A 24,770-nucleotide genomic window follows, 5' to 3' on the forward strand; every position below is an offset into this window, starting at 1 on the left:
ACTAGCAATAACAGGCGTGGCACTTTTGGTGTCACGCCTTTTTTGTTTGTTACAGTTCAGCGCCATAAATATCAAAGGTGAAGTACTTGGCCGCAATCTTATCGTAGGTACCGTTTGCACGGATAGTCGTGATAGCTTGGCTAAACTTATCCGCCAGTTCTTGATCTTTGAGTCGAAGCGCGAGCGCAGTGCCTTCGCCAATATAGGCTTTATCTGTGACGGCGCTCCCTTTAAACTCAAAAGTTGCCCCTTCGGGCTTCTCTAGCAGAGCCAGCGCTAGTTGATCCGAATTACCGAAAGTCGCATCAAGACGACCATTTTGTAGATCTAAGTAAACTTCGTCTTGGCCTGAATATCGTTTTATTTCCGCTACATCTGCATAGTGATCGGTTACATAACGGTCATGAATCGTCCCTTGTTGAACGCCGATGGTCTTTCCAGTCAGCCCTGCTTTATCAATAGAAAATGATGCTTTTTTGGCTGCAACAAAGCGTGCTGGTGTTTGATAGTATTTATCGGTAAACAGGACTTTCTGTTTTCGCTCTTCGGTTATTCTCATTGAAGCCATAATGACATCAGACTTACGCGAAAGTAGGCTTGGAATTAGGGCATCCCAACTTTGCGAGACCCAAGTACAGTTGAGTTTAGCTTCTTGACACAATGCCTCGGCGATGTCGATATCGAAACCGACGGGCGTCCCTTCGTTGTTTTTATAATTGAAAGGCGGGTAGGTAAAATCTGAAGCAAGGCGGATTTCTTTCGCTTGTATGCTGCTGCAAAAGATGGCGGTGATGCAAGCAAGACCGAGTGTAAGTTTTTTCATTGGAACGTCCTTTTATTTAGTATTCACTGTATTGCTTTTGGAGTAATTCGTCAGTGCTTCAATGACCTCAATCATACTTTCTTTGCTACCAATAGTAATTCGGACGCACTGCGATAAAGAGGGTTCATGGGTTTGATTTCTTGCCACAATGCCATTGTCTAGCAGTACAGCAAATAGGTCGGTGTCTGGTGCTATTTTCAATAACACAAAGTTGGTTGCCGAAGCGTAACTATGTTCAATAAAGTCAAATGTCTTTAACATTTCTCGAAACCATTCTCGCGTCTCTATTAGGGAACGAGTTGCTTGGTGCATGGTTTCAAGTCCTTTCTCCGACAAAGCTTCAAGCACGATATTTGCTGAACAATCGGGCATTGGATACGGTGGGACCAGTTTTGTGACATAACTCATGACCTCATCACTTGCCAAGATAAATCCGCACCTAACTGCAGCTAAGCCAAAAGCTTTCGATAGCGTGCGAATAACAACAAGGTGTGGGTACTGTTCAATTAAATCGACAATCGAAGACTGAAGCTCAAATTCTATATAGGCCTCATCAACAACGACCAAAGCTGAGTCTTGGGTTCCTTCAAGTACGGATAGGATGTCGTTTCTTGGAATTAGGTTACCCGTTGGATTATTTGGCGAGCATAGAAAAACAATATTGGCATGCTTCGCTTGAGTAATGATGGCGTCGACATCCAGATTGAAGTCAGCCTGTAACGGTACGTCAAGCGTGTTGATCGCTAATGAGTCGGCGCAAAACTCATACATAGCGTAAGTTGGGGAGCAGATTACAATCTGGTCTTGTCCTGGTTTGCAAAACGTACGGATCAGTAAATCAATTGCTTCATCTGCACCACGTACGGCGAGTGTGGAAGCCTGAGTATTCGCGTAGCGTTGATAGGCGCTAGCAACGTCATGAGGCAAAAAATCCGGGTATCGGTTGTAGTTAGCATCAACTGAACTTGAGTGTAAAGGTTGTTCTAGTTCATTGGCATTTAACCAAATTCGACCACTCCCACCAATTCGTCTTGCAGACTGGTATGGTATTAGTTTTTTTACTGCCTCGGGCACAAGTTTTGCTACAAGTTCTATCAACGTATTTCCCTTTACTTAACTATTCAATCATTATGAGTGACTAAAAAATTGTTAAAGCACTCCAACATGGAATTTTTATTCGCTTATTATTTACTTGCTATTAGTTAAACAAAATATTCTTGAAATAAGAATCGAAATAAAGACATACTAGCCATGATAAAAATTCATAACTAATCTTTGAGCAAACGATGAAAAAAGCCCTTCCAGCTACAAAAACACTGCAGTCCTTTTTGGCAACGGCAGCCCATCTCAATTTCACTCATGCAGCTCATGAAATGAACTTGACTCAAGGTGCAATCAGTCGTCAGATACAGTCCCTTGAAACGTATATTGGAGGGGAGCTTTTTTTTCGCCATGCCAGAGGGTTAACGTTGACACCGAAAGGAGAGCGCCTAGTTCCATTGATTCAAGAGTCCATCCATCATCTACAAGCTTCTTTAGAGCAAGTCTCAGATTCGCCATCAAAGGTACGTTTAAATGCACCAAGCTGTATTACGTCTTGGCTACTGCCACGGTTAATGGCATTTCAACAAGCACATCCTGATATTGATGTGGAGCTTACTTCCACCATAAAACATAGTTATGAACCGAGTTTTGAAACCTTTGATGCGGTTATCGTCTATGGGCGCGCACCCAAGCAAGGGGCGTTCATCAGTCAGTTATTATTTGAAGAGAGGCTGGCACCAATTTGTCGTCCGGATAAAATTAGAGCACAAGACAGAGTTAACGGTGATAGTTATGAGCTCAAGCCAGAGCGGCTGAGTGCTTACACATGGCTTCATGCGAATACACAACAAAGTGACTGGAAATTATGGCTAAATCACATTAAACGAAAGCAGATGCTCAATACGTCCAATCAGCACTTTGCTACCTTGGATCAGGCGATGAATGCGGCATTGCAAGGTTTTGGTATTGCTATTGGTGACATTACACTTGCAGCCCAAGACCTAGAGCTTGCTCGAGTGGTACAAGTTAGTGAAGATGTTGTGTTTTCTGGTAGTGGATACCATTTGATTCAGCCTAAAAATCGCCAGTCTACGTCTTTGTCAATATTGTTGAAATGGCTCAGTGAATAAAGTTCGAACACGTTGCTAAGCGGGATTTTCTAGAAAGCTATTTTGGCTTGTTTATCGTCGTGTTCTGGATGGTCGCACACGGTTCGATCTAATGACCTCATTGGTACTTTGCACAAATAAAAAACGGTGAGTATGAACTCACCGTTGTTGTTAGCTTTGGTTTTTTAGGCCGAGTCTGTTAGGCCTAATTTGTTAGTCGTTATGGTGACCAAACATTTTCGCTGCATACTCAACACGCTCTTCAGGTGTTGGGTATTCAAACGGGTTTGGTGTCCCAAGTGACTCGATATGCTGCAGGCGGGGCAGTAAACCGCATCCGTTAGCAATCTGAATCGCAAGGCCAGGACGAGCATTAAGCTCTAGCACCATCGGACCTTCTTCGCGGTCAAGTACCATGTCAGTACCCATGTAACCCAGCGTTGTCATCTCATAGGCGCTGGAGGCAAGAGTGAGCAAGCGCTTCCAGTGAGGTACCACCAATGTTGCCAGTTCTTTGCCGGTATCAGGATGCAACGTGACAGGTTGGTCATATTGCACCGCACGAACCGCTTTACCTGTTGCGATATCAATGCCCACACCTACCGCACCTTGGTGCAAGTTGGCTTTTCCGTCAGACATCGAGGTAGAGAGTCGCATCATGGCCATAACAGGGTAGCCTTGGAATACAATGATTCGTACATCAGGCACCCCTTCATAGCTGAAGCCATCAAAGCAATCATCAAACTTGATAAGGTTTTCAACGACGGCTACGTCGTTTTTACCACCAAGAGAGAACAAACCGGCAAGGGCATTACTGATATGGCGCTCTACGTCAACTTCGTTAATTGTTGCACCAGATGGCTTAGTATAGACGCCGTCTTTGTGCTCGGTAACAACCAATATGCCTTTACCGCCACTGCCTTGAGCTGGCTTTATAACAAAGCCAGGCCATTCTTTCACCATCTTGTGAATTCGTTTTACTTCAGCCTGGCTGTGAATAACACCGATAAGGGCTGGCGTTGTCGCACCGGCTTTTTCAGCGATAATTTTTGTTTGCAGCTTATCATCAACCAGTGGGTACTTAGAGCGGTCATTATACTTACTAATGTAACTATGATTGCGCTTGTTCATTCCCATGATGCCACGTTCACGTAGCTTGAACGGACTGGTAATCTTATTTAACATAGATTAGTCCTCCGTTAGAGGTTTGAATCGACGCAGTTCTGTTAGGCGGTAACCTGTGTACGTACCAACTAATAGAATAGTGCCTAGTATAACCAGTTGTAGACCGATAAAGTTGAAAGTCAGGTGCTGGATGTATGGGTTAGTCATGGCCAGATAAACCATAACGGCTGTAAGCAATGAACCACCGCCTTGAAGTACGACTTCTTTCGCCCCTTCTTCTTCCCACAAAATAGACATACGTTCGATTGTCCAAGAAAGGATAATCATAGGGAAGAACGTAATCGATAGACCTTCGGTAAGACCAATCTTGAAAGCAACGACTGTGAAGACCGAAATAATTAAGATTACGGTGATGATAACCGCCGATATTCGGGCAACGAGCAGCAAGTTAAGTTTGGATAAGTAGCTTCGGATAACCAAGCCAGTACCGACAATCAGTAAGAAGCCCACAATACCTGTGACCAGTTGTGTTTGTACAAATGCGACCGCAATCAACACTGGCATAAAGGTGCCCGATGTTTTCAAGCCAATGAGTACTCGCAAGAAAACAACAATCAGTGCACCAATCGGAATAAGCATGATGGTCTTAAACATCGCTTGCTCTTCCAGTGGTAGGCTGTGAATTGAGAAGTTAAGTAAATTGTCAGAATCAACCTTACTATCGGTTGCTTCTCGAGCGCTGACTTCCTGAGCAATCATCGTAAAGTGTACTTTACTGTCTTTTCCGCCCACAACATCAAGAAGTGAAACGTTAGACTCATCCCAGACAAGAAGGTTTTTCTTCTTTTCACCTTCAGTGGCTTCCGGTGCAAAAATCTGCCATTTATCACCATCCCAAACTTGAATCATTTGTTGGATGGATTGACGACGACGGCCATCTTCTAGTTCAATGACACCGACAACTTTACTTGGGATCTCAGCGTAAGCGAGTAATTTTGCCGCCGCTTGAGTTTTGTTCATGGTATTGAGAATGAGCGCAGAGTTTTGACTGTCTACGTCATTGAGGGTTTTGATGAGCTCACGGGTAAAGGTGATATTGTCCGATGAGCGACCATTCGCTCGCTCAATAAGTGCGGTTGCCGCAGCTTCTTCTGGGCCATCAAACGTTGGGACAACGATGTCGCCCGTAGGTGGTTCTGAGTTTGCTACGGCTTGGTCATCGACGAGAAATTGAGTTTTGTAATAAATGGTTTGTGGTCCATGAGCTTCACGAATAGACCATTCAGCTCGTCGACCTGCATCGGTATCAACGTAAGAGATGCCATAACCAGGAGAAGAGGCGGACTCACTAATGAGTGTAAAGCCTTCTTGAGTGTATGGTGCTGCTAAGGAAACTTTAGCGGGTTTACCCGTCGCGTTAAACTCTACTCGGGATTCAATATCCCAAACTTGACGAGCTTCGCCTGGCGTCCAAGGTACACCGTAAGTTTCATGCCTAAGGACACTAAGTGCTATACCGATTGCGATCAGTACACCCACTGATAGAAAAAATGGAATACGTGAAGTCATAAACAACCTTATTATTGTAATTTACTTTCCCTGAAGTGTTATTCAAAAGAGATTCATTCGTTAGAAGAAAGTATATATTGCTGACTAACGTCAACTAAAGCAATATCTTTGATGAATTCCCTTCCTAGTAATATAGGGTGGGTCATTTGCGAGCGATCTGCCAGTGTAAATTGCGCTTTTTCATGGATATTTCCAACACGGATCCACAATTCAATCACTGCTCGACGTTCTGCCTTTTCATTCGTAGATTGACGAATTTTAACATAACGAATAACAGGTGCTTCAATCCAACGCTTTTCTTGTTTTTCCGCTTTGTCATCGAGTAGGTGGAATTTTACCCACTGCTTTCCGTCGCGTTCAAAAATTTGAATGTCGGTAGCATTCAGAGAAGAGGTGACAGCACCCGTATCAACGCGAGCATCGAATCGGCGATTTAGGATATCAAGGTCAACTTTTTCGACCGAACCTAGGAGGACCGGCTTTGATGAATTCACAGTGGGGGTTGGGGGAGCTTGTTTTGTAGGCTCAGCCAACTTTTCTACGGCGGAATCTTGGTTGCTTTGCAGTGTCTCAATGCGTTCAGTTAGCGCGATTACTTCAGATTCAAGGCTATCAATGTAGTCGCTTTGATTACTTAGCTGCAAATCCAAATTTGTAAGGCGATTATCAAGGTGTTGTTCGGAAGTCTTAATCGCATTTAAGGTACTTTGGTGAAGTTCTTGGTGATTAACAGTAGAGCAGCCTGCGAGAAGAGTAATGGCGGCAAGCGGTACCAAGCGTTTGTACATCTTAAATCCTAAACAGTAAGTGGTAAAGTAAGGTGAGTTGAGGCGGATTTTAACGCATCGTATAGGGAGTGCGATACTCCCTATTGTCAGAGCTACGTCAGACTTATAAGTCTTTGGTAAATATCATAAGAAATGACAACCTAAGTGAATTTAATTACTCGGATTGTTGGCGACGAGGACGGCTCTACGTGGTGCAGGGTAACCTTCAATAGTCTTCGTTGGATCGTTAGGATCCAGATAATCAGGTAACGAGTTGTGCGTCATCCAATCGGTAGTACGCTGTTCACCCACGGACGTCACGTTTTCATCCACGATACGAACATTTTCAAAGCCCACTTTCTCTAGCCATACTTTTAGTGCTAGCGCAGATGGGAAGAAGTACACGTTACGCATCTGTGCATAGCGGTCAAAGGGCACGAGTACCGCATTCTCATCGCCATCAATTACGAGCGTCTCGAGGATGAGTTCGCCACCCGGAACCAATTGATTCTTTAGTTGAATTAGGTGATCAAGCGGAGAGCGTCGATGATAAAGCACGCCCATGCTAAATACGGTATCAAAGGCTTCAAGTTCAGGCAGTTGTTCAATCCCGAGTGGTAACAAGTGCGCTCTTTGATCGTCGCCCATTAGCTTGCGGATTGCTTCAAATTGGACCAGAAAGAGGTGCGATGGGTCGATACCGACACAAAGGCGTGCCCCTTCGCCCAGCATGCGCCACATATGATAGCCATTACCACAGCCAACATCTAAGACAGAGCGATCTTTTAGTGGTGTGATGTGAGGTAAGACTCGATCCCATTTCCAATCTGAGCGCCACTCAGTGTCAATGTGAATATCATGGACGGTGTAAGGGCCTTTACGCCAAGGGTGAAAGGTGCGAAGCAAACTTTCGAGCTTCTTCATTTCGCCTATTGGCAGTGCCTCTGCATTGGAAAGTGTGACGCTGGTTTTTAGATCGATGTTGTCTGGCGTGCCCGCTTGAATTTTAGCCAGTGCTCGTAGCCAACGATCAAAGTCGCCATGCTGTGCATTTTGCCAGTCCGTCAATTGTTGTGGAAGTACCGTTAGCCATGGTTGTAAACGCGTGTCTTGGGCAATGAGTTGATAAAAATTTGCAAAGTTAAACATGGGACTCTCGATATATTGACTTATTTAATGGCGAACATAGAACCAAAATTGAAACACTGGAACCAGACTTCAGAGCTACTAAAACCAATGTCATTAAAGCGTTGTTTATGCGTGGCGATGGAATCTGGGCGCATCACGTTTTCAATCGCGCTTCGCTTTTGACTGATTTCGAGTTCGCTATAACCGTTCGCTCGTTTGAAATCATGGTGAAGATCGATCAATAACTCATGTGCGGTGTCATCTTCAAAGATGTACTTTTCCGATAAAATTAAAATGCCACCAGGGCGCAAGCCAGCATAGATCTTTTCTAGCAGGATCTGTCTGTCTTCTGGCGACAAAAACTGCAAAGTAAAGTTGAGCACCACCACCGAAGCGTTTTTAATTTCGATGTTGCGGATATCGGCTTCGATAACATCGACAGGGGTATCGGAGCGATAGGCGTTAATATGCAACTTACAGCGTTCAACCATGGCTGACGAGTTGTCGACAGCAATAATTTTGCAGCCTTCTTGTTGAATATGACGACGCATAGAAAGCGTTGCAGCGCCAAGAGAGCAACCGAGGTCGTAGACAACAGAATGAGGTTTAGCGAAACGCTCCGCCAACATACCGATAGCGGAAATGATATTGCTATAGCCCGGTACTGAACGCTGAATCATGTCTGGGAAGACTTCTGCCACCCTTTCATCAAACGTAAAGTCGCCAATTTTCGCGATGGGGGCAGAGAACATCGTATCTTTGTTTTCCATGTCGTCTCTCTCATTCTGTAGACGTAATAAAAAGGCGCGCATTTTACGCTATTCAGGTTTGCTTGTCATTATGTGAAGCGATTCTTTACATACTGTCGTCACAAGCGATAGCAGTCTGTTGCCGTCAACGATAAAAGGCACACCTGTGAAGGTTTAAAACATCGTAATCTGCTGTTCATCCGCTTTGGGTGGAAAGGATGGTAAAGCAGGTAAGGATATCGGCTGATTGACGGCATCGACTTGCCTTATATGCTGTTGTAACTGAGCATACAATTGGACCGCCAGCTCTGGTGCGTACTGATTATCAGGCGTATGAATCATTAAATAAGGTTGTTTGCCTTGGGCAATCCATTCTGGCAATTTGTTCAGCCAAGGTCTGAAAAATTCATTGTTGGCTTCAAGTTCTGGATGACCAATAAAGCGGATCATCGGGTGCTGCCCTGTAGAAATGGCATGAACGGGTACTTTAGGCTTATTACTGTGAGCCTCTATTACCGCTGGTGAATCGGGTTTAGCCGCAAATACCGGGCGGCTGTCCATGATGATTCGATCAATACCATGCTCCAGTAGCCACTGGTTAAGTGCTTTCTCATGCGGACCTTTTTGAAAAAAGGCAGGGTGGCGTACCTCCACACCTAACGGCATATCTTTAGGGAAATACTGGCAAAATGATTGCAGAGCGGGGAGATCGTTAGGGCCAAAGCGGCGTGGAAGCTGAATGGTCAGCATCCCCAGTTTTTCCCTGAGCGGTGACATTGTAGCTAAAAAGCTATGGAGCGGCGTTTGGCAATGCTTGAGTTGTTGCTCGTGGGTAATGGATTTCGGCAATTTGAACGTAAAGCGAAAGTGCTCGGGTGTTGCTTTATCCCAATTATTAACCGTGTTGTCGCTTGGTGTGGCATAGAATGTCGTGTTGCCTTCTACGGTATGGAATACTGACGCATAGCGCTCAAGGCGTTGGCTCGATTTGGTGCCAGAACCATAAAACGAATGAAGCCAATCATTATGTGACCACATTGTGAGGCCTAACCGTAAACTTAGCTCACTCATATTACCTTCTACTGCGCTTTTGTTGATATTTTGTCCGTTTAACTAATCAGAGTAAGTCTGACGGCAATTAAACACAATAAAACTGTCAAATTAGGTCGATTTTAGACGATTTTCCGAGTATAAATGAACCTTTAATTTTGTATGTGGGTATCGTGGTTGTTTCCATCACCGCTTCTCGTACAATTTGATTTTAATTAATAATTGGAAATTGGGAAATTCATTATGCGTAGCCATTACTGTGGTCACCTGAACAAGTCCCTTGCAGGACAAACTGTAGATTTGTGCGGCTGGGTTAATCGTCGCCGTGATTTAGGCGGTCTTATCTTTATTGATATGCGAGATCGTGAAGGTATCGTTCAGGTAGTTGTCGATCCAGATATGGCGGATGTGTTCGAATTGGCCAGCCAACTTCGTAACGAATTCTGCATCAAGCTTACGGGCGAAGTTCGCGTTCGTCCAGACAGCCAAGTGAATAAAGACATGGCAACGGGTGAAGTTGAAATTTTGGCGTCTGGCCTAGAGATCATCAACCGTTCTGACGTGCTACCTCTTGATTTCAACCAAACGAATACTGAAGAACAGCGTCTTAAGTACCGTTATATCGATCTTCGTCGCCCAGAGATGAGTGACCGTATTAAGTTACGTGCTAAGGCATCAAGTTTTGTTCGTCGCTTCCTAGATGAAAATGGTTTCCTTGATATCGAAACACCCGTACTGACCAAAGCGACGCCAGAAGGCGCACGTGATTACCTAGTACCAAGCCGTGTTCACAAAGGATCATTTTACGCGCTGCCTCAATCACCACAGTTGTTCAAACAGCTGCTAATGATGTCTGGTTTTGACCGTTACTACCAAATCGTTAAGTGCTTCCGTGATGAAGATTTGCGTGCTGACCGTCAACCTGAATTTACTCAAATCGATATCGAAACTTCATTCATGTCGGCTGAGCAAGTTCGCGAGACAACAGAAAAAATGGTTCGCGACATGTGGCAAGAGCTGCTAAACGTTGACCTAGGCGATTTCCCTATCATGCCATTCTCTGAAGCGATTCGTCGTTTTGGCTCAGATAAGCCTGATCTACGTAACCCGCTTGAGCTTGTTGATATTGCAGACCTAGTAAAAGACGTTGAATTTAAAGTCTTCTCTGGTCCAGCCAATGACGAAAAAGGCCGTGTTGCGGTTATCCGTGTACCAGGTGGCGCATCACTAACTCGTAAGCTAATTGATGGTTACGGTGAGTTTGTTGGCATCTACGGCGCGAAAGGTCTAGCTTGGATGAAAGTGAACGATCGTGCTGCAGGCGCAGAAGGTGTTCAATCACCAGTGGCTAAATTCCTAAGCGAAGATGTAATCAACGGTATTCTAGAGCGCACAGGCGCAGAGTCTGGTGACATCATCTTATTTGGCGCAGACAAAGCAAACATTGTGGCAGAAGCAATGGGTGCACTACGTCTTAAGCTGGGTAAAGATCTAGAGCTAACCGACAACGCCGCATGGAAACCACTTTGGGTTATCGATTTCCCAATGTTTGAAGAAGATGATGAAGGTAACCTGCACGCGATGCACCACCCATTCACATCACCTCTAGGGATGACTGCGGAAGAGCTAAAAGCAAACCCAGCAGCGGCAACCTCAAATGCCTACGACATGGTTATCAACGGCTACGAAGTGGGTGGCGGTTCTGTCCGTATTCACAATGCAGACATGCAGTCAGCGGTATTTGGTATCCTAGGCATTGATGACGTTGAGCAACGTGAGAAATTTGGTTTCTTACTTGACGCTCTGAAGTACGGTACACCACCGCATGCAGGTCTTGCATTCGGTCTAGACCGTCTAGTGATGTTACTATGTGGAACAGAAAACATCCGTGATGTGATTGCTTTCCCTAAAACAACCGCAGCGGCGTGTCTATTAACAGACGCACCTAGCCTTGCTAACCCAGCATCGCTAGATGAACTTGCGATTGCGGTTAAAGCAGCAAAGAAAGACGCAGAATAGAAAAGTGCTAGTCACGCTGGAGAATACATACGACAGCGTGACACACTTTTGATGAACGTGAATAATAAATCCCGCTAAGGCGGGATTTTTTTTATCTAATTTAGGTATAGTAAAACGATTAGGTATAGTGAAACGACCAGGTTTAGTGAAACGGCTTGGTATCGCTAAACGGTTAGGTAGAGTGAAAGAATTAACGATAGGAAAAGACTTGGGTATAGAGAAGTATAGCCAAGGGTGTACGACGCTTTTCGCGTTTAGGCTATTGAATAGAAACCAAATAAATAGAACTCAAAGGATTCCTCATGGCAGGTCATAGTAAATGGGCAAATATACGTCATCGTAAAGCGGCGCAAGATTCTAAGCGTGGCAAAATTTTCACCAAGTTGATCCGAGAAATCGTCGTTGCGGCGAAAGAAGGGGGAGCTGAGCCTGAAAATAACCCTCGCTTAAGAGCGGCAATTGACAAAGCGTTGTCTAATAACATGACGCGAGATACGGTAAACCGAGCCGTGAGCCGAGGAGCGGGCGGGGAAGGTGATGAAAACATGGAAACCGTCATCTATGAAGGCTATGGCCCTGCGGGAACCGCGGTGATGGTGGAATGTATGACTGATAATCGTAACCGAACAGTTTCTGGTGTCCGACATGCATTTTCAAAATCCGGGGGGAATTTGGGAACGGATGGCAGTGTCAGCTATTTGTTTGAGAAAAAAGGTGTGATTTCCTACTCCTCAGGACTGGATGAAGATGAAGTGATGGAAGTGGCACTTGAAAGTGGTGCAGATGATATTGAAACTCACGATGATGGCGCGATTGATGTCTACACCACGCCAGCGGAGTTTGGTCAGGTTAAAGATGCGCTAGACTCAGCAGGCTTAACTTCTGTGAATGCCGAAGTGACGCTGGTTCCGTCAACAAAAGCGGAACTAGATATTGATTCAGCGCCTAAATTGTTGCGTTTGATCGACGTATTAGAAGATCTTGACGATGTGCAAGAAGTGTATCACAACGGTGATATTTCAGATGAAGTAGCGGCAGCATTGTAATTTATGTCAATTATTCTTGGTATCGACCCAGGTTCACGTATTACGGGTTATGGAGTGATTCGGCAGCAAGGCCGACACTTGTATTATCTTGGCAGTGGTTGTATTCGAATGTCCGAAAAAGAGCTGCCCGGACGTTTAAAGCAAATTTATGCCGGAGTAAGTGAAATTATTACTCAGTTCCAACCCGATGTTTTTGCCATTGAACAGGTCTTTATGTCAAAGAATGCCGATTCAGCGCTTAAACTGGGGCAGGCAAGAGGCAGCGCAATAGTGGCAGCCGTTAATCACGATTTACCGGTTCACGAATACGCGGCTCGACTCATTAAGCAAGCGGTGACGGGATCTGGTGGTGCAGACAAGGTTCAAGTCCAGCACATGGTAATGAGCATGTTAAAATTAGCAGCCAAGCCACAAGCCGATGCCGCGGATGCGTTGGGTGTGGCCATTTGTCATGCCAACACCAACAAAACACTGATTGCCTTAGCGGGCAAAGCCACGGGAGCAAAACGAGGACGTTATCGCTAACCAAGGCATGATCGTTTGCGGCAGTAATCACGTCAGTGATAGTGACAAGTTTAACGATAGCTAGTCCACAGTTTCGCTGCAAATCAGAAAAAGCCATTGTTAAATTATTGTTAACTTCTATAATTGGTCCGATGAGTCAAGTCAAAGGACCAAATAACAATGAAAAACAACGTCATATGGCATTATTTTATTTTAGATTCTGAGCGCTTACCGCATATTCAACTTAGAAAAGCAGAGATTACCGCGGTGTTTGCCATCGTTGCACTGATTGTTGGCTTGTATAGCGCGATTAAATGGCATGGCAATGGTCATGCCGCATTGTTTGCCACCTCTGTTGTATTGATTCTTCTTGAGTGTGTGTCGTTAGCGTTACTTCGCTGGACGCACGGTATCACCATCGCGTTGAACATTGGCTTTCTCGGTATGACCGGCCATGCACTTAACATCATTTATCAAAGTGGTGGCATTGTTGACTCTACCCAAGCATTTTGGGCACCGTTGCTGATTGTTGCCTTTTACTTATCGGCATCGCGCATCATGGCATTGACGTGGAGCGTCGGGATTGTCCTTATCGCCGGTACGTTTACCTACCTTCACACCAGTGGTTATGCTTTCCCGCAAATACAGCTGTCTGCTAATAAGCAGAATATAGAAATCTGGTCTGGGATGATTTTACCCTTGTTGGTGATTTGTTTTGCTCAGAGCTTTACCTCCAAACAGAAAGAAAGCGCGATTGCGCGCGCAGAGAGAGCTCTACAAAACAGCGAGCGACAAGGAGAAAAAGCCACCCAAGGGCAAGCAAAGCTAGATGCGACTTTTGTCGTCGTTAATGAAAGTGTCGAGGAACTTGATGGGGTGATTCATCATGTCAACACCCAATCGTCGCAACTTAAAGACAATGTACAATCGCTTGGGCTAAATAGTGCCTCGCAAGCTAGCGCAGCAGAGGAAATGAGCCAACAGTTAGAACAGCTCTCAGCCTTTACGCAGGACTCTGTCGTGTTCATGTCACAAGTGATGCAACAAACTGAGGCGATAAAAGCGCAAGCGGAAAGCAGCAGTGAAATGCTTAATGCTTCAACGCAAGCAATCACTAATATCGATAATAGTAACCAAAAAGTGGTCTCAGTGATGGAGCTGATCACTACCGTGGCGGATCAAACCAATCTACTCGCGCTCAATGCGGCTATTGAGGCGGCGAGAGCGGGGGAGCATGGTCGCGGATTTGCGGTGGTTGCCGAGCAAGTTAGGGAGCTGTCTTCAAAAACAAGCAACTCGGTAGAAGAAATCCGCGCCTTGATTGGTGATAGCCAGCGTGAAATTAATTCCGGTCAACAAACGATCCAAACGACAGTGACGGAGCTGAGTCAAATGATTCAGCAGGTACAAGTAGTCTCAACGGAAATCAGTGATTTGAGTCAGCTAGTCAGTCAGCAGAATCAGGCCATCGGCGAATTGGATCAAGCGAGCAGTGACGTCGCTCACTCAGTGGCAGACAGTAAGTCGGTTGCGGATGATATTCAAATTATCACAGAGCAGCTAAATCAGCAGATCAACGAAGGTACAGAATTGTCGGAGCGTTTGCGTACAGTGCTTGCTTAAGCACCAGCTGAGCGCGGTGAATTGCTCATTTACTCGTCTCTAAAATAACTGGATACCCATCCAGTTATTCTATATCCTAAGTCCTATTACAAATAGCATGAGAAATTAAACTGTGATAGGACGATTACGCGGAATTCTAGTAGAAAAGCAGCCACCTGAGCTCTTGATTGAGGCTGGGGGCGTGGGCTATGAAATTCAAATGCCAATGAGCTGTTTTTATGAGTTACCAGAAGTCGGCGAAGAAGCCATCATTTATACACACTTTGTGGTTCGTGAGGATGCTCAGTTGTTATACGGTTTTAATTCTGTCAGTGAAAGAGCCCTATTTAGAGAAGTGATTAAAGCGAATGGCGTAGGCCCTAAGCTAGGTTTAGGTATTCTTTCTGGCATGTCAGCGAGTCAGTTTGTTTCTTGTGTTGAACGTGAAGATATTTCTACGTTAGTGAAACTTCCAGGGGTTGGTAAAAAGACTGCAGAACGCTTGGTCGTTGAAATGAAAGACCGCCTGAAAGGGTGGGGCGCAGGGGATCTCTTTACGCCTGCAACAGATGCAGCGCCAATTGACGGTGCGTCGTCGTTACGTTCTGCAAACAGTGCAGAAGATGAAGCGGTAGGTGCTTTACTTGCGCTGGGCTACAAATCTGCGCAAGCGACAAAAGTTGTCTCGCAAGTGGCAAAACCTGGAATGAGTAGTGAAGCGCTTATTCGTGATGCATTGCGTTCAATGGTGTAAGCTTAAAAGCGATTCAATAGAGATAAAAATATGATTGAAGCTGACCGCCTCATCGCCCCAGAAAATCCCGTTTTTAAAGACGAGGATGTCATCGATAGGGCAATTCGACCAAAAAAGTTAGCTGACTACGAAGGTCAGCAGCATGTTAGTGACCAAATGGAGATCTTCATTAAGGCGGCGCAGCTGCGAAATGAGCCACTTGATCACTTACTGATCTTTGGTCCTCCAGGTTTGGGTAAAACCACGCTCGCCAACATTGTTGCCAATGAGATGGAAGTGAGTATCCGCACAACGTCGGGTCCTGTGTTAGAAAAAGCCGGAGACTTGGCGGCATTATTGACCAACCTTGAAGAAAATGACGTGTTGTTTATCGATGAAATCCATCGATTGAGCCCAATGGTTGAAGAGATCTTGTACCCAGCGATGGAAGACTATCAACTGGATATCATGATTGGCGAAGGGCCTGCGGCGCGCTCGATTAAGATTGACCTCCCACCTTTTACTCTTATTGGCGCGACGACACGAGCGGGTTCTCTGACATCACCGTTACGAGACCGTTTTGGTATTGTGCAACGTCTCGAGTATTACAAAATTGCAGACTTGCAGCGTATCGTGCAAAGAAGTGCCGCTTGTCTTAACCTGTCGATGGAACCGGAAGGGGCGTTAGAAATAGCGCGTCGCGCACGTGGTACGCCGCGTATCGCAAACCGGTTGCTTCGCCGAGTTCGAGATTATGCAGAAGTTAAAGGTGACGGGCATATTTGTTCTGATATTGCCGATAAAGCGCTCAACATGCTCGATGTCGATCACCAAGGCTTCGACTATATGGACCGTAAGTTACTGCTTGCTATTATGGAGAAGTTCTCTGGGGGGCCAGTCGGTTTAGACAACCTCGCTGCGGCAATTGGTGAAGAAAAAGATACGATCGAAGATGTCATTGAGCCATATCTAATACAGCAAGGCTACTTGCAACGTACTCCACGTGGCAGAATTGCCTCAGATCGAGCCTATTTGCACTTTGGCGTCGATAAATCGTAACGGTTCTGAAGAAGAATACTCGATACCAACAAAATTATTTTCAGCTTTTGTTACTACCTATTAGCATGCAGTTCGTGTAGTACTGCATGCTAAAGTCACCCTATCCGTTTGCCCTCAATTATCACTATAAGCTATCTGTTTGGCCGTAACCCCTTACCACTAAAGGGTTGCTTCTGATTATGAGCGGATTTTTCTGCTCCCCAATCTCGTTACAAATGCCTACCTAAATTGATCTGTGTCATGGTGATTAAAGATCGTACAATCAACTCTTTGTCTTTATTGATGTAAATCAAAGCGCTTTAGTAAATAAACCTTTTGAAACTGATGTAATTTAGCAGTAATATTAGCACAAGCTATATTAGCGCAAGCTTAACAAATAACTAACCATTAAGGTACATATTCGCAACAAGGATGGTGCTAAGTGTCAACAAGTTTAATGTGAATTAAACAGTCGTCCTTGTCGCATAATATAAAACGTGTCTTTCAGCCGACACAAAAGGAGTTACCATGATAGATGTAGTGGAGCTGTCGCGATTGCAATTTGCACTCACGGCGATGTATCACTTCTTATTCGTTCCATTGACACTCGGTATGGCGTTTCTTCTCGCTATAATGGAGTCTCTTTATGTAATGACCGACAAGCAAATCTACAAGGACATGACCAAGTTCTGGGGTAAGCTATTCGGAATCAACTTTGCACTTGGTGTTGCCACCGGTCTAACCATGGAGTTCCAGTTTGGAACCAACTGGTCTTACTATTCTCACTATGTCGGGGATATCTTCGGTGCCCCCCTCGCTATAGAAGCACTCGTTGCCTTTTTCCTAGAGTCCACTTTTGTCGGTCTTTTCTTCTTTGGCTGGGATAGGCTATCTAAACGTCAGCACTTAGCGGTAACTTGGCTTGTTGCGTTGGGTTCAAACTTTTCAGCATTGTGGATTTTGGTCGCTAACGGCTGGATGCAACACCCTGTTGGAGCAGAATTTAACTTCGAAACCATGCGTATGGAAATGGTGAGCTTCGCAGAAGTAGTTCTTAACCCAGTAGCGCAAGTGAAGTTTGTTCATACCGTCGCATCGGGCTATACCGCAGGCGCAATGTTTGTGCTTGGTATTAGCTCATACTACATGCTAAAAGGGCGTGACATGGCGTTTGCGCGTCGCTCTTTTGCCATCGCTGCTTCTTTTGGTATGGCTTCAATCATGTCTGTAATCGTACTGGGTGATGAATCTGGCTACGAGCTTGGTGACGTTCAAAAAGTGAAATTGGCTGCAATTGAAGCAGAATGGCACACGGAACCTGCCCCAGCAGCATTTACGCTCTTTGGTTTCCCTAACCAAGAAGAAATGCACACTGACTTTGCCATCAAAATTCCTTACGTGATGGGCATCATTGCTACCCGTTCAATCGACACGGAAGTAACAGGCTTACATGACCTACGTGAAGAGCACGTTGATCGTATTCGTACGGGTATGTACGCTTATGACCTACTGGAAAAACTTCGCGCCGGTGATCGCTCTGACGAAAACCTAGCCGCGTTTGATGAAGTGAAACAAGATCTGGGTTACGGCTTATTGCTTAAGCGCTATACCGACAATGTTGTTGATGCAACGGAAGATCAAATTCAAGCGGCAGCCGATGACTCTATCCCGACGGTTTGGCCACTATTCTGGTCGTTCCGTATCATGGTAGCGTGTGGCTTTATCATGCTATTCATCTTCGGCGCAGCGTTTGTTCAAACTTGCCGTCAAAAAATCAATCAGAAACCTTGGCTTCTTAAAGCGGCGCTATTTGGTATGCCACTGCCTTGGATCGCAATTGAAGCGGGTTGGTTTGTTGCTGAATACGGTCGTCAGCCATGGGCTGTTGGTGAAATACTGCCAACGCATGTTGCCGCTTCAGCACTGACCATGAGTCAGCTATGGACATCATTGTTCGCCATTATCGCGCTCTACACCGTGTTCTTAATTGCCGAAGTTTATCTAATGGTGAAGTTCGCTCGTAAAGGACCAAGTAGCTTAAAGACGGGTCGTTATCACTTCGAACAGAATGAAAATTCGGTTGAAGATAAAGTTAACCGTCAAGTAGAAGCGTAAGCAGGGAGAAAAAGAATGTTTGATTACGAAATCTTACGATTTATCTGGTGGGTATTAATTGGCGTGCTATTTGCTGGTTTTGCGATTACCGATGGTTTCGACATGGGTGTTGGTGCGCTAGTACCTGTGATCGGTAAAACGGATACACAGCGTCGTGTCATGATTAACTCCATTGCACCACACTGGGATGGTAACCAAGTTTGGTTAATTACCGCTGGTGGTGCACTGTTTGCGGCTTGGCCTCTTGTTTACGCCACGTCATTCTCAGGGTTCTACTTGGCAATGGTTCTAACGCTAGCGGCGTTATGGTTGCGCCCACTGGGCCTTGATTACCGCTCAAAAATTGAAGACCCACGCTGGCGTAACACTTGGGACATCGCGATCTCAATCAGTGGTTTCGTTCCACCGCTTATCTTCGGTGTGGCATTTGGTAACTTGCTGCAAGGGGTTCCGTTCCAACTTAATGACTTCATGATGTCTACTTATCATGGTTCGTTCTTTGGATTGCTTAACCCATTTGCGCTGCTTTGCGGACTGGTCAGTGTGTTTATGATCATTTTGCAAGGCTCGACATGGCTGCAAATGAAAACGACAGATGAAGTTCACATGAGAGCGCGTAATGTTGCTCAAATGATGGGTCTACTGGTTGTGGCCGCATTTGTTGCAGCAGGCTTCTGGATTCAAAGCATTGAAGGCTACGTCATTGTTAGTGCCATCGACACAGCCGCCGCGTCTAATCCTCTTAACAAAGAAGTGATTCGTGAAGCGGGTGCTTGGATGAACAACTTTGAAGCTTATCCTCTGCTTTGGATTGCTCCAGCATTGGGTGTTGTGATGCCACTGCTTGCTGTGCTTGCATCGCGTTTCGAAAAATGTGCATTGGCGTTTGTATCATCGAGCTTAGCGAACGGCGGTATCATCTTTACTGCTGGTTTTGCCATGTTCCCATTTGTTATGCCAAGCAGCCTAAACCCAAATCAAAGCCTGACAATGTGGGATTCAACATCAAGTGAATTGACGTTGAACCTGATGACAGGTGTTGCGTTTGTTATGGTGCCAGTGATTCTTAGCTATACAGCTTGGACTTACTACAAAATGTTTGGTCGTCTTGATGACAAGTTCATCGAAGAAAACAAAAACTCACTTTACTAAGGAGCACATAGAATGTGGTATTTTGCTTGGATTTTAGGTGTTCTTTTAGCGTGTGCTTTTGGCATCATCAACGCCTTGTGGTTAGAACACAGTGAAATGATGGATAAAGACAGTGAGTAGTCTCAACGAGCAGTTTACGAATGCACATAAGTGGCTAGATAAGACCTGGTTAAAGGCCATAGCATTGCTTATGGGTTTTGGGCATGTTGGGCTATTTATGTGGCGCCCAGACGCCTACGCTGAACAAATTGGTGGCTTCACGCCATTCCTTGGACTGGCTTTTGTCCTGTCCTTGTGTTCGAGTATGGTTTACGGGGTAGGGTTTAAGCCAAGACTTTGGGTTTGGCAAATTCTATTTAGCCCATACATCTCGTTAACTGTACTGAGTTACTTAACGGTAATGTACGTCTTCTAAAAATATAGCCCGAGCGATAGCTCGGGCTTTTTTATAAATGAACGCTTACTTCAATCGATAACGGTATGCTTCGCCATGAGAGACTTTCGAATGGCTGGGTTTTATGTTGTAAACGTAAGTGAAACGGCAAATCTACTCACAACTTCTTCAGTTAAGTGTAAATTTTCGTACTTTATTCAAAAATTATTGTCAGCAGTAATAACAATCCTATCTTCTTACGTTATATTAAGGGACTTACGCTATGTTAGGGCGTTGTTGTTTCTAGGAAATTATTAGTTTGATTGACTTACCTTCTTATTTTGAGTTCCCTGTCACCGTGTATTATGAAGATACCGATGCTGGGGGCGTGGTTTACCATTCCAATTACCTTAAGTTTTTTGAGCGAGCTCGGACTGAGTTACTTCGCAGTGTTGGAGTTAGCCAGAATCTGCTGTTAGCAGAACATACCGGCTTTGTTGTCCGTCATATGGACATTGACTTTGTGCAAGGGGCTCGATTGGATGCTCACCTAACGGTAAAAACCGCCGTTTCAGAATTTAAGCGTGCTTCATTAACCTTTCAACAAGAAATAGTCGACGCGGAAGGTGTGACATTCGCCAAAGCACTGGTTAAAGTGGCATGTATTGATAATGTGAAAATGAAGCCGAAGGGCATACCTTCGTCAATCTTATTGGAGTTAAAACGTGAACGCTGAAATTTCGTTTTTGGACCTTTTTCTACAAGCGAGTTTGCTTGTTAAGCTCGTCATGCTGATTTTGCTTGGCATGTCAGTGGTATCATGGGCAATGATCATCAAGCGCAGTAAAGTGTTGACTCAAGCAACCAAAGACTCGGATGCCTTTGAAGATCGTTTCTGGTCTGGCGCCGATCTGTCAGTGATCTACCAAGATGTGAAGAAGCGTAAAGATGAACTCTCAGGTACTGAAGAGATTTTCTATAGTGGCTTTACTGAATTCTTACGTCTACGTAAATCGAATGCCGATTCCCCTGCGTTTATCATGGAAGGGACAGGACGTTCAATGCGCGTTGCCGTTGCTCGTGAAGTGGATGATCTCGAAGTGAACCTACCATTCTTAGCAACGGTGGGCTCTATTAGTCCTTATATCGGCTTGTTTGGTACGGTATGGGGTATCATGCATGCCTTTATTGCGCTAGGTGAAGTGAAGCAAGCGACGCTCGCAATGGTCGCACCGGGTATTGCAGAAGCCTTGATTGCCACCGCGATGGGCCTATTTGCCGCGATTCCTGCGGTAATGGCGTATAACCGACTAAGCACTAAAGTGGGTAAGTTAGAACATAACTACGCCACATTCTCTGAAGAGTTTCACTCTATCCTGCACCGCCAAGCAATGGCCGGTAAGGAACAGTAATGGCAGGCTATCAACCTAAAAAAAGAAAACTGACCGCAGAGATAAACGTGGTGCCATACATCGATGTGATGTTGGTATTACTGATTATCTTTATGGTGACGTCACCTTTTGTCACGCAAGGGGTTGATGTTGAGCTACCGAAAACGTCGACCGCGAAGCCTGCTTCTGATTTGGCTGGAGACACTGAATCCAGTTTTATTATTGTTGAAGTCGATCGCGATGGGAATTTTGGACTGAGTGTGAACAACGAAGACGTTCAACGAGGGTTAAGCCTTCAAGACATTATTGTCCGAGTACGTGCCGAGCTTTCCATTAACCCTAACTCACCTGTAGCCGTGGGCGGTGATGCCGCCACACCCTATGCAGAAGTGGTTTTATTATTAGATGAATTGAGTCAGGCAGGGATACCAAAAGTTGGCCTACTGACCGATATCAGGGAATAGTCATCGCAGCAGTATGAAGAAGAATAATAAAAAGCAAGCCGCGCGCTACGGAAAGCCAATCACCATTTCTCTATTGGCGCACGTGGTATTGATTGTGGCTTTGCTCTGGGGCACGGATTTCACCATGAAAGAGGCTGAACCAACGAGTATGGTTCAGGCTGTTGTCATTGATCCTGCTCGCGTTCGTCAACAAGCGCAGGAAATTAGAAAACAGCGTGAAACCGCGGCGAAAAAAGAGCAAGACCGATTGGATAAACTGCGCCGAGAAAGTGAGCAACTAGAACGTAACCGCAAAGCAGAAGAAGAACGTATTCGTAAGCTTAAAGTGCAGCAAGCTAAAGAGGCTCAAGCGACACGAGAAGCAGAAAAACGTGCGAAACGAGAAAAAGAACGCGCGGCAAAAGCAGAGTCGGAACGCAAAACACAAGAAGCTGCAGTGCGTAAAGCCGAACAAGAGCGCTTAGCGAAAGAAGCGGCAATTGTAAAAGCTGAGCAAGAGCGTGTTGAGCGTGAAAAAGCGGCGAAGGCGGCACAAGAAAAAGCCCGTCTAGAAAAAGAAGCCGCTGAAAAGGCAGAGCGTCAGCGCATAGAGAAAGAACAAGCAGCGAAAGCGGCAGCAGAAAAAGCCCGCAAAGAGCAAGAGCGTTTGAAGCAGCTTGAGCGAGAAAGACAAGAGCAAGAAGCGGCGATGAACGATATCTTTGCTGGGTTGGAAAGTGAGTCGGAGCAAAATACCTCGGCTCGTTCTAACCACGTGACATCTGAACTTCAGAGGATGGGCGCGATCTATACCCAGCTGATTCAACAAAAACTGTTGCTAGAGGACAGTTTTCGGGGAAAGCAATGTCGAGTTAATTTACGGTTAATTCCAGCTGGCAATGGCGCGATTGCTGGTGAGGTAAAAGTACTCGATGGTGATAGCCGGTTGTGCGCAGCAACGAGACGAGCCATTACACAGGTGGGGACTTTCCCGCTGACAAAAGAAGCTGACGTAAACGCGAAATTAAAGAACATTAATTTGACTGTAGTTCCAGAGTAAAAGGAAGAGCTTGTGATTAAGCGAATATTAATAGGAATGGCATTACTGTTTAGCGTTACTACGCAAACCGCGAATGCTGCTTTAGAACTGGTCATTACTGACGGTATTGACTCAGCCCGCCCAATTGCCATTGTGCCATTTAAGTGGACTGGTGAGGAAAAACTGCCACAAGACGTTTCTGCGGTCATATCTTCAGACTTGCAGCGTAGTGGTAAATTTAGCCCGGTCGCTACCAGCAAAATGCCGCAAACGCCGTATGATGCAGCGGATATCGATTTTGAATCGTGGACACCCATTGGTGTGGATTCATTGCTGACGGGCACCATCACTAAAAAAGCCGATGGTAACTATGAAATTAGCTATCAGCTGGTGGATGTGGTTCGTGGCCAGTTAACGGGTGGTCAATCAAAAGCACTCAGCGATGATGGCCAATTGGTATTGTCTAACGACCATGTACTTTTTAAGAAAAAAGCCACGGTTCCCGCTAATCGCATGCGCGAGTATGCGCACCGAATCGCTGATTTGGTGTATGAAGAGCTGACTGGTGAACGCGGTGCATTCTTAACTCGTATCGCCTATGTGGTCGTGAATGACAAAGATCAGTATCCGTACCAAATGCGCATTGCCGACTATGATGGCTACAACGAAAAGCTTGTGCTTCGTTCAAAGCAGCCACTTATGTCTCCTGCGTGGTCACCAGATGGAAAGCGCCTCGCTTACGTGAGCTTCCAAAATGGCCAAGCGGAAATCTTCATCATGAATATCTACACAGGTAAACGTGAAAAGATTACGTCATTCCCTCGTCATAATGGTGCGCCAAGATTCTCCCCAGATGGAAAGTCTCTTGCAATCACCCTGTCAAAGACTGGGCAACTGCATGTATATACGCTAAATCTCGAAACAAGGAAATTACGCCAAATAACTAGTGGTCGGTCAAATAATACTGAACCGTACTGGAAACCAGATGGAAATTCCCTTATTTTTACGTCGGATAGGGGTGGTAACCCTCAGATTTATGAAGTAAATTTGTCTGACGGCAAAGCAAAACGAATCACATGGCAGGGTAGTCAGAACCTCGGTGGGCAGATCACCCCTGATGGTCGTTACCTAGTGATGGTTAATCGTTCTAATTCTGGATTTAATCTTGCAAAACAAGACTTAGAAACAGGATCGGTACAAATCCTCACGAAAACACTGCTGGATGAGTCACCAAGCATCGCACCGAATGGTGGCATGGTGATATATAGCTCTATCTATAACAAGACTAACGTTCTTTCAATGGTTTCTATTGATGGACGATTTAAAGCTAGACTACCGGCAACAAATGGGCGTGTTCGAGCGCCTGCATGGTCCCCGTTTTTGTAGCAACTAAAATTTTAGGTTAAGGAATAAACAATGCAACTAAACAAAGTTTTTAAGGGTTTGCTAATCGCACTACCAGTTCTTGCTATGACAGCTTGTAGCTCAAGCGACGACGCAGCTTCATCAACTGGCACAGAAACAACGAATCAACAACAAGAAACAACCGTTGTGACGCCAATTGATCAAAATGCACAACTTTCAGAGCAAGAAATGAAAGAGAAAGCGTTGCGTGAAAACCAAACTATTTACTTTGCGTTTGATAACTCAACGATCGCAGGTGACTACGAAGATATGCTTGCAGCACACGCAGCATACCTAAGCAAAGACGCAGCACTTAAAGTGACTATCGAAGGTCACGCTGACGAGCGCGGTACTCCTGAGTACAACATCGCACTAGGCGAGCGTCGTGCACAAGCTGTCGCTAAATACATTCAAGCACTGGGTGTTCAAGCGGATCAAATCTCTATCGTGAGCTACGGCGAAGAGAAACCATTAGTTCTAGGTCAGTCTGACGACGCTTACGCGAAAAACCGTCGCGCAGTTCTAGTTTACTAATTTAAACGGCCAC

General features: G+C 45.3%; 25 protein-coding genes. 17 read left to right on the forward strand and 8 right to left on the reverse strand.

What is annotated here, in order from left to right:
• Positions 1-49: 49 nt before the first annotated feature.
• Complete coding sequence (locus tag M9196_RS08250; RefSeq protein WP_250617053.1) at positions 50-823, reverse strand: ABC transporter substrate-binding protein; 774 nt, start codon at positions 821-823, stop codon at positions 50-52.
• Between the two features lie 12 nt (positions 824-835).
• Positions 836-1,921 carry a histidinol-phosphate transaminase gene (gene hisC, locus M9196_RS08255; RefSeq protein WP_250617054.1) on the reverse strand — a complete coding sequence of 362 codons (1,086 nt, stop codon included), beginning with the start codon at positions 1,919-1,921 and terminating at the stop codon, positions 836-838.
• A 188-nt stretch (positions 1,922-2,109) separates the two neighbouring features.
• On the opposite strand from hisC, the gene M9196_RS08260 reads away from it, so the two are divergent.
• A complete protein-coding gene (locus M9196_RS08260) occupies positions 2,110-2,997 on the forward strand; it encodes a LysR substrate-binding domain-containing protein (RefSeq protein ID WP_250617055.1) in 888 nt (295 codons plus the stop codon).
• 192 nt (positions 2,998-3,189) lie between these two features.
• Here the strand turns inward: M9196_RS08260 and M9196_RS08265 are convergent, their stop codons facing one another.
• The 6 genes from M9196_RS08265 to M9196_RS08290 form a co-directional block, all read right to left on the reverse strand.
• On the reverse strand, positions 3,190-4,161 hold the full coding sequence (locus M9196_RS08265) for an alpha-L-glutamate ligase-like protein (RefSeq protein WP_250617056.1): 972 nt from the start codon (positions 4,159-4,161) through the stop codon (positions 3,190-3,192).
• 3 nt (positions 4,162-4,164) lie between these two features.
• Positions 4,165-5,670, reverse strand: coding sequence for an inactive transglutaminase family protein (locus M9196_RS08270; RefSeq protein ID WP_250617057.1), 1,506 nt, complete (start codon positions 5,668-5,670; stop codon positions 4,165-4,167).
• A 53-nt stretch (positions 5,671-5,723) separates the two neighbouring features.
• Positions 5,724-6,458, reverse strand: coding sequence for an ATP-dependent zinc protease family protein (locus M9196_RS08275; protein WP_250617058.1), 735 nt, complete (start codon positions 6,456-6,458; stop codon positions 5,724-5,726).
• 150 nt (positions 6,459-6,608) lie between these two features.
• Entirely contained in the window at positions 6,609-7,586 is a 978-nt protein-coding gene (gene cmoB, locus M9196_RS08280) for a tRNA 5-methoxyuridine(34)/uridine 5-oxyacetic acid(34) synthase CmoB (RefSeq protein WP_250617059.1), read from the reverse strand.
• Positions 7,587-7,606: 20 nt separating this feature from the next.
• Positions 7,607-8,335 (reverse strand): carboxy-S-adenosyl-L-methionine synthase CmoA, encoded by a 729-nt coding sequence (gene cmoA / locus M9196_RS08285; protein ID WP_250617060.1) that lies wholly within the window; start codon positions 8,333-8,335, stop codon positions 7,607-7,609.
• 153 nt (positions 8,336-8,488) lie between these two features.
• The gene (locus M9196_RS08290) at positions 8,489-9,385 is read right to left on the reverse strand and encodes a DUF72 domain-containing protein (RefSeq protein ID WP_250617061.1); all 897 of its coding nucleotides are present in this window, start codon (positions 9,383-9,385) and stop codon (positions 8,489-8,491) included.
• Between the two features lie 222 nt (positions 9,386-9,607).
• On the opposite strand from M9196_RS08290, the gene aspS reads away from it, so the two are divergent.
• The 16 genes from aspS to pal all read left to right on the forward strand — a co-directional run bounded on the left by aspS (position 9,608) and on the right by pal (position 24,757).
• Positions 9,608-11,383 (forward strand): aspartate--tRNA ligase, encoded by a 1,776-nt coding sequence (gene aspS, locus M9196_RS08295; protein WP_250617062.1) that lies wholly within the window; start codon positions 9,608-9,610, stop codon positions 11,381-11,383.
• Between the two features lie 302 nt (positions 11,384-11,685).
• The gene (locus M9196_RS08300; RefSeq protein ID WP_250617063.1) at positions 11,686-12,429 is read left to right on the forward strand and encodes a YebC/PmpR family DNA-binding transcriptional regulator; all 744 of its coding nucleotides are present in this window, start codon (positions 11,686-11,688) and stop codon (positions 12,427-12,429) included.
• 3 nt (positions 12,430-12,432) lie between these two features.
• Positions 12,433-12,954: a crossover junction endodeoxyribonuclease RuvC gene (ruvC, locus tag M9196_RS08305; RefSeq protein ID WP_250617064.1), complete on the forward strand. Its 522-nt coding sequence runs from the start codon at positions 12,433-12,435 to the stop codon at positions 12,952-12,954.
• Positions 12,955-13,113: 159 nt separating this feature from the next.
• The gene (locus M9196_RS08310) at positions 13,114-14,556 is read left to right on the forward strand and encodes a methyl-accepting chemotaxis protein (RefSeq protein WP_250617065.1); all 1,443 of its coding nucleotides are present in this window, start codon (positions 13,114-13,116) and stop codon (positions 14,554-14,556) included.
• A gap of 112 nt (positions 14,557-14,668) precedes the next feature.
• Positions 14,669-15,289, forward strand: coding sequence for a Holliday junction branch migration protein RuvA (gene ruvA / locus M9196_RS08315; RefSeq protein ID WP_250617066.1), 621 nt, complete (start codon positions 14,669-14,671; stop codon positions 15,287-15,289).
• Between the two features lie 30 nt (positions 15,290-15,319).
• Positions 15,320-16,327: a Holliday junction branch migration DNA helicase RuvB gene (gene ruvB, locus M9196_RS08320; RefSeq protein ID WP_250617067.1), complete on the forward strand. Its 1,008-nt coding sequence runs from the start codon at positions 15,320-15,322 to the stop codon at positions 16,325-16,327.
• A 507-nt stretch (positions 16,328-16,834) separates the two neighbouring features.
• On the forward strand, positions 16,835-18,421 hold the full coding sequence (gene cydA, locus M9196_RS08325; protein ID WP_250617068.1) for a cytochrome ubiquinol oxidase subunit I: 1,587 nt from the start codon (positions 16,835-16,837) through the stop codon (positions 18,419-18,421).
• Between the two features lie 15 nt (positions 18,422-18,436).
• The gene (cydB, locus tag M9196_RS08330; protein ID WP_250617069.1) at positions 18,437-19,573 is read left to right on the forward strand and encodes a cytochrome d ubiquinol oxidase subunit II; all 1,137 of its coding nucleotides are present in this window, start codon (positions 18,437-18,439) and stop codon (positions 19,571-19,573) included.
• A gap of 12 nt (positions 19,574-19,585) precedes the next feature.
• Positions 19,586-19,693, forward strand: a complete 108-nt coding sequence (gene cydX / locus M9196_RS08335; RefSeq protein WP_000270284.1) for a cytochrome bd-I oxidase subunit CydX — start codon at positions 19,586-19,588, stop codon at positions 19,691-19,693.
• Entirely contained in the window at positions 19,686-19,988 is a 303-nt protein-coding gene (ybgE, locus tag M9196_RS08340; protein ID WP_250617070.1) for a cyd operon protein YbgE, read from the forward strand. The genes cydX and ybgE overlap by 8 nt, the downstream gene beginning before the upstream one ends.
• A 277-nt stretch (positions 19,989-20,265) precedes the next feature.
• The gene (gene ybgC / locus M9196_RS08345) at positions 20,266-20,682 is read left to right on the forward strand and encodes a tol-pal system-associated acyl-CoA thioesterase (RefSeq protein WP_279348259.1); all 417 of its coding nucleotides are present in this window, start codon (positions 20,266-20,268) and stop codon (positions 20,680-20,682) included.
• Complete coding sequence (gene tolQ, locus M9196_RS08350) at positions 20,672-21,358, forward strand: protein TolQ (protein ID WP_250617071.1); 687 nt, start codon at positions 20,672-20,674, stop codon at positions 21,356-21,358. Before ybgC ends, tolQ begins: the two co-directional genes overlap by 11 nt.
• On the forward strand, positions 21,358-21,801 hold the full coding sequence (gene tolR / locus M9196_RS08355) for a protein TolR (protein ID WP_250617072.1): 444 nt from the start codon (positions 21,358-21,360) through the stop codon (positions 21,799-21,801). Before tolQ ends, tolR begins: the two co-directional genes overlap by 1 nt.
• Positions 21,802-21,814: 13 nt before the next feature.
• Positions 21,815-22,840 carry a cell envelope integrity protein TolA gene (tolA, locus tag M9196_RS08360; protein WP_250617073.1) on the forward strand — a complete coding sequence of 342 codons (1,026 nt, stop codon included), beginning with the start codon at positions 21,815-21,817 and terminating at the stop codon, positions 22,838-22,840.
• A 36-nt stretch (positions 22,841-22,876) separates the two neighbouring features.
• On the forward strand, positions 22,877-24,205 hold the full coding sequence (gene tolB / locus M9196_RS08365) for a Tol-Pal system beta propeller repeat protein TolB (protein ID WP_284677133.1): 1,329 nt from the start codon (positions 22,877-22,879) through the stop codon (positions 24,203-24,205).
• 30 nt (positions 24,206-24,235) lie between these two features.
• A complete protein-coding gene (gene pal, locus M9196_RS08370; protein ID WP_250617075.1) occupies positions 24,236-24,757 on the forward strand; it encodes a peptidoglycan-associated lipoprotein Pal in 522 nt (173 codons plus the stop codon).
• Positions 24,758-24,770: the final 13 nt, after the last annotated feature.

Origin of the sequence: Vibrio methylphosphonaticus, from assembly GCF_023634655.1 — a bacterium.
Taxonomy (GTDB): domain Bacteria; phylum Pseudomonadota; class Gammaproteobacteria; order Enterobacterales; family Vibrionaceae; genus Vibrio; species Vibrio methylphosphonaticus.